Annotated in this window: 3 protein-coding genes; 2 read left to right on the forward strand and 1 reads right to left on the reverse strand. The window is 58.9% G+C overall.

Annotated elements, in window-relative coordinates; translation table 11 throughout:
- Window positions 1–1587, reverse strand: a 1587-nt coding sequence (locus PMI16_RS09700; RefSeq protein ID WP_007878970.1) for a hydantoinase/oxoprolinase family protein, incomplete at its 3' end; no start/stop codon positions are given.
- 314 nt (window positions 1588–1901) lie between these two features.
- Between PMI16_RS09700 and PMI16_RS25825 the strand changes: the two genes are divergently transcribed.
- On the forward strand, window positions 1902–2048 hold the full coding sequence (locus tag PMI16_RS25825; protein ID WP_007878971.1) for a hypothetical protein: 147 nt from the start codon (window positions 1902–1904) through the stop codon (window positions 2046–2048).
- A 321-nt stretch (window positions 2049–2369) separates the two neighbouring features.
- On the forward strand, window positions 2370–3656 hold the full coding sequence (locus tag PMI16_RS09705; protein WP_007878972.1) for an ABC transporter substrate-binding protein: 1287 nt from the start codon (window positions 2370–2372) through the stop codon (window positions 3654–3656).
- Window positions 3657–3682: the final 26 nt, after the last annotated feature.

Genomic DNA, 3682 nt, shown 5'->3' on the forward strand with positions numbered 1-3682 from the left:
GGCTTGCGTAGCCAGTTTGTTCAGCTCCGCATCGAGCTTGCTGAGGGAGTAGCCGGTCAAGGGCAGTTCCATCGCCTGCTCGCGCATGGCGGTCTGGTCCGCCAGGCCCATGCCGTAGGCCGACAGCACGCCCGCGAACGGATGCGCGAAGACGCGCGTCATGCCCAGCGCATCCGCCACCAGGCAGGCATGCTGGCCGCCGGCGCCGCCGAAGGTGGTCAGGGTGTAGTCGGTGACGTCATGGCCGCGCTGCACCGAAATGAACTTGATCGCGTTGGCCATGTTGCCGACGGCGATGTCGATGAAGCCTTCCGCGACTTCTTCCGGCGTGCGGCGGTTGCCGGTTTCCTGGTGGATGCGATCGGCCAGTTCGGTGAATTTCCGGACCACGGCGTCGCGGTCCAGCGCCTCATCGGCGGCGGGACCGAACACCTTGGGGAAGTAGGCCGGTTGGATCTTGCCCAGCATGACGTTGCAATCGGTGACCGCAAGCTGGCCGCCGCGGCGATAGCTGGCCGGGCCGGGATTGGCGCCGGCGCTGTCCGGCCCGACGCGATAACGCGAGCCGTCGAAATGCAGGATGGAACCGCCGCCCGCGGCGACCGTATGGATGCTCATCATCGGCGCGCGCATGCGCACGCCGGCCACCTGGGTTTCGAACTCGCGCTCGAATTCGCCGGCATAGTGCGATACGTCGGTCGAGGTGCCGCCCATGTCGAAACCGATGATCTTGTCGAAGCCGGCCGTCTCCGCCGTGCGCACCATGCCGACGATGCCGCCGGCCGGACCGGACAGGATGGAATCCTTGCCCTGGAAGCGATGCGCATCGGTCAGGCCGCCGTTGCTCTGCATGAACAGCAGGCGCACGCCGTCCATTTCGCCGGCAACCTGGTCGACATAGCGGCGCAGGATGGGCGACAGGTAGGCATCGACCACGGTGGTGTCGCCGCGCGAGACCAGTTTCATCATCGGGCTGACCTCATGCGAGACCGAGACTTGCGTATAGCCGAGTTCGGCGGCGATCTCGGCCAGCTTCTTTTCATGCGCGGTAAAACGATAGCCGTGCATCAGCACGATGGCGACGGCGCGATAGCCTTCCTGATATAAAGCAGCAAGCTGTTGGCGCACCGAGACGGTGTCGAGCGGCTGCACCACGTCGCCGTGCGCGCTCAGGCGTTCATCGACTTCCACCACTTTTTCGAACAGTAGTTCGGGCAGCACGATATTGCGGTCGAACAGGCGCGGACGATTCTGATACGCGATGCGCAAGGCGTCGCGGAATCCCTTGGTAATCACCAGGACGGTCGGATCGCCCTTGCGCTCCAGCAGTGCGTTGGTGGCGACGGTGGTACCCATCTTCACTGCTTCCACCTGTTGCGGCGAGATCGCTTCGTCAGGTTTGAGTCCCAGCAGGCGCTTGATGCCGGCGACGGCCGCATCCTTGTATTGCTCGGGATTCTCTGACAGCAGCTTGTGTGTCAATAAAGTGCCGTCCGGCTGGCGCGCAACGATGTCGGTAAACGTGCCGCCGCGGTCAATCCAAAACTGCCAGCGTTGTTCTCCTAGTTTGGTCTGCTCTTGATTCATGGTGCATTACCTTTCTCGAATGGATTTTCAGGTGCATTTTTATTGATGAATTATCGATACTTTGCACATAAATCGTGCAATTAGAGTCGAATGTTTTTCTGAGGAAACACCGGAAAACCAGTTAAATCCTCCCTAAAGCCTTGATGCGTCTGCGTTTGCGTCTGAAGTGGTGATGTCTCTAAAAAACTGGCACGCGCTTTGCTAATAACTCGTTAATGATTTGGAGATCATTTATTGTTTTTAATATTAATAATTTATTGACATATTATCGATGAAACATATAGGATTCAAGAAAAAATTAAAGGAGACAAAAAATGGAAGAGAATCAAGCAACAAAGAGCGGACCGCAAACCAGCGCAGACACCGCCGCCATTTTTAAACGTGCCCTCGACGTCGGCAGAGCGCCGGCGAATCGCAACGCAAAAGCAGCGCAAGAGCAGGGCAGGTTTGATGAATCCTGAGTCGAGAAGTCAATAGCAGTCAGCGCAGCACCGGTAGCGTCAGCAACATCGGAAAACGTCAGCAACGTCGTGCGCCGTCGTGCCGGTCAGCCTTTGCGGGCGGTCGCGTCGCATCGGTACCGCGCGTACCGGGCAGCGCAATCAAGTCCCGCCGGCTTGCCGGGTTGGGTGTATCAACACATCCTTCGCTTTTGCGAAGGATGTGAATCAGCAGCAAACCGGCAGCAACTGTGGTGATTTTTGGGTAGCTCCCGCTTCGGGCTTCATGCAGTGGGGGGATTTTTAGATGTCATTCATCAATACAACAAGGAGCGTCTCATCATGTTAGGTCTCGTCTTCAAACACGCTAAACACCTCGCGAAAGCCGGCCTCGCCGTGTCCTTCTGCATGGCCGCCTATTCGGCGCAAGCACAACAGCAGGAAATCAAGATCGGCGTCATCTATCCGCTCAGCGGCGCCGCGGCATCCACCGGCGCGGAAATGAAAGACGCGCTGGAACTGGCCGCCGACATCATCAACAACGGCGCCAAGGGCGTACCCAACCTGCCGTTTTCGGCCGGTGGCGGTCTGCCCAACCTGAAGGGCGCCAAGATCAAACTGGTGTTTGCCGATTCGCAAGGCAACCCGCAAGTCGGCGCCACCGAAGCGGAGCGCCTGATCACGCAAGAGAAGGTCGTCGCGGTCGTCGGCGCCTACTTCAGCAACGTCACCGCCACCACCAGCCAGGTCGCGGAACGTTACAAGGTGCCTTACCTGAATCCGGAATCGTCGTCGGCGTCGCTGACCCAGCGCGGCTTCAAGTGGTTCTTCCGCACCACTGCGCATGACGACCTGTTCGTCACCAATTTCTATGAATTCTTCAAGGAGCTGGAAGCCAAGAAGAACATCAAGATCAGCAAGCTCGGCGCCTTCAACGAAAACACGCTGTGGGGCAACGAGACCACCAAGCTGGAAACCAAGCTGTCCAAGGACCGCGGCTACGATCTGGTGAAGACCATCGTCTATCCGGCCAAGAGCACCCAACTGACGTCGGAAGTGCAGCTGCTCAAAGCCGCCGCGCCGCAAGTCGTGATGCAGTCGTCTTATCTCGGCGACGCTATCCTGTCGATGAAGACCTACAAGGAACTGGGCTTCGCGCCGGACATGATCCTGGCCAACGACGCCGGCTTCATCGACACGGAATTCGTGAAGACGCTGGGCAAGGACGCCGACTACATCATCACCCGCGACGTCTGGTCGCTCGACCTGGCCGGCAAGAATCCGCTGATCAAGCAAGTCAACGACCTGTTCAATGCGCGCTTCAAGATCAACTTCACCGGCAACTCGTCGCGTACCTTCACCGGCCTGATGACGCTGGCCGATGCGATCAACCGCGCCGGTTCGACCGATCCGGAAGCCATCCGCAAGGCGCTGTCCGAAACCAACATCCCCGGCAACAAACTGATCATGCCGTGGAAGGGCATCAAGTTCGACGAGCACGGCCAGAACACGCTGAGCTCCGGCATCCTGCTGCAAATCATCAACGGCAAGTACTACACCGTGTGGCCGTTCGACATGGCGACGCGCGACATCGTGTGGCCGATGCCGAAGTGGGATCAACGCAAGTAATTGCTTTGCAGTGTCGGGGGGGCGCC

This window comes from Herbaspirillum sp. CF444 (assembly GCF_000282135.1).
In the GTDB taxonomy this organism is placed as follows: Bacteria; Pseudomonadota; Gammaproteobacteria; order Burkholderiales; family Burkholderiaceae_D; genus Herbaspirillum.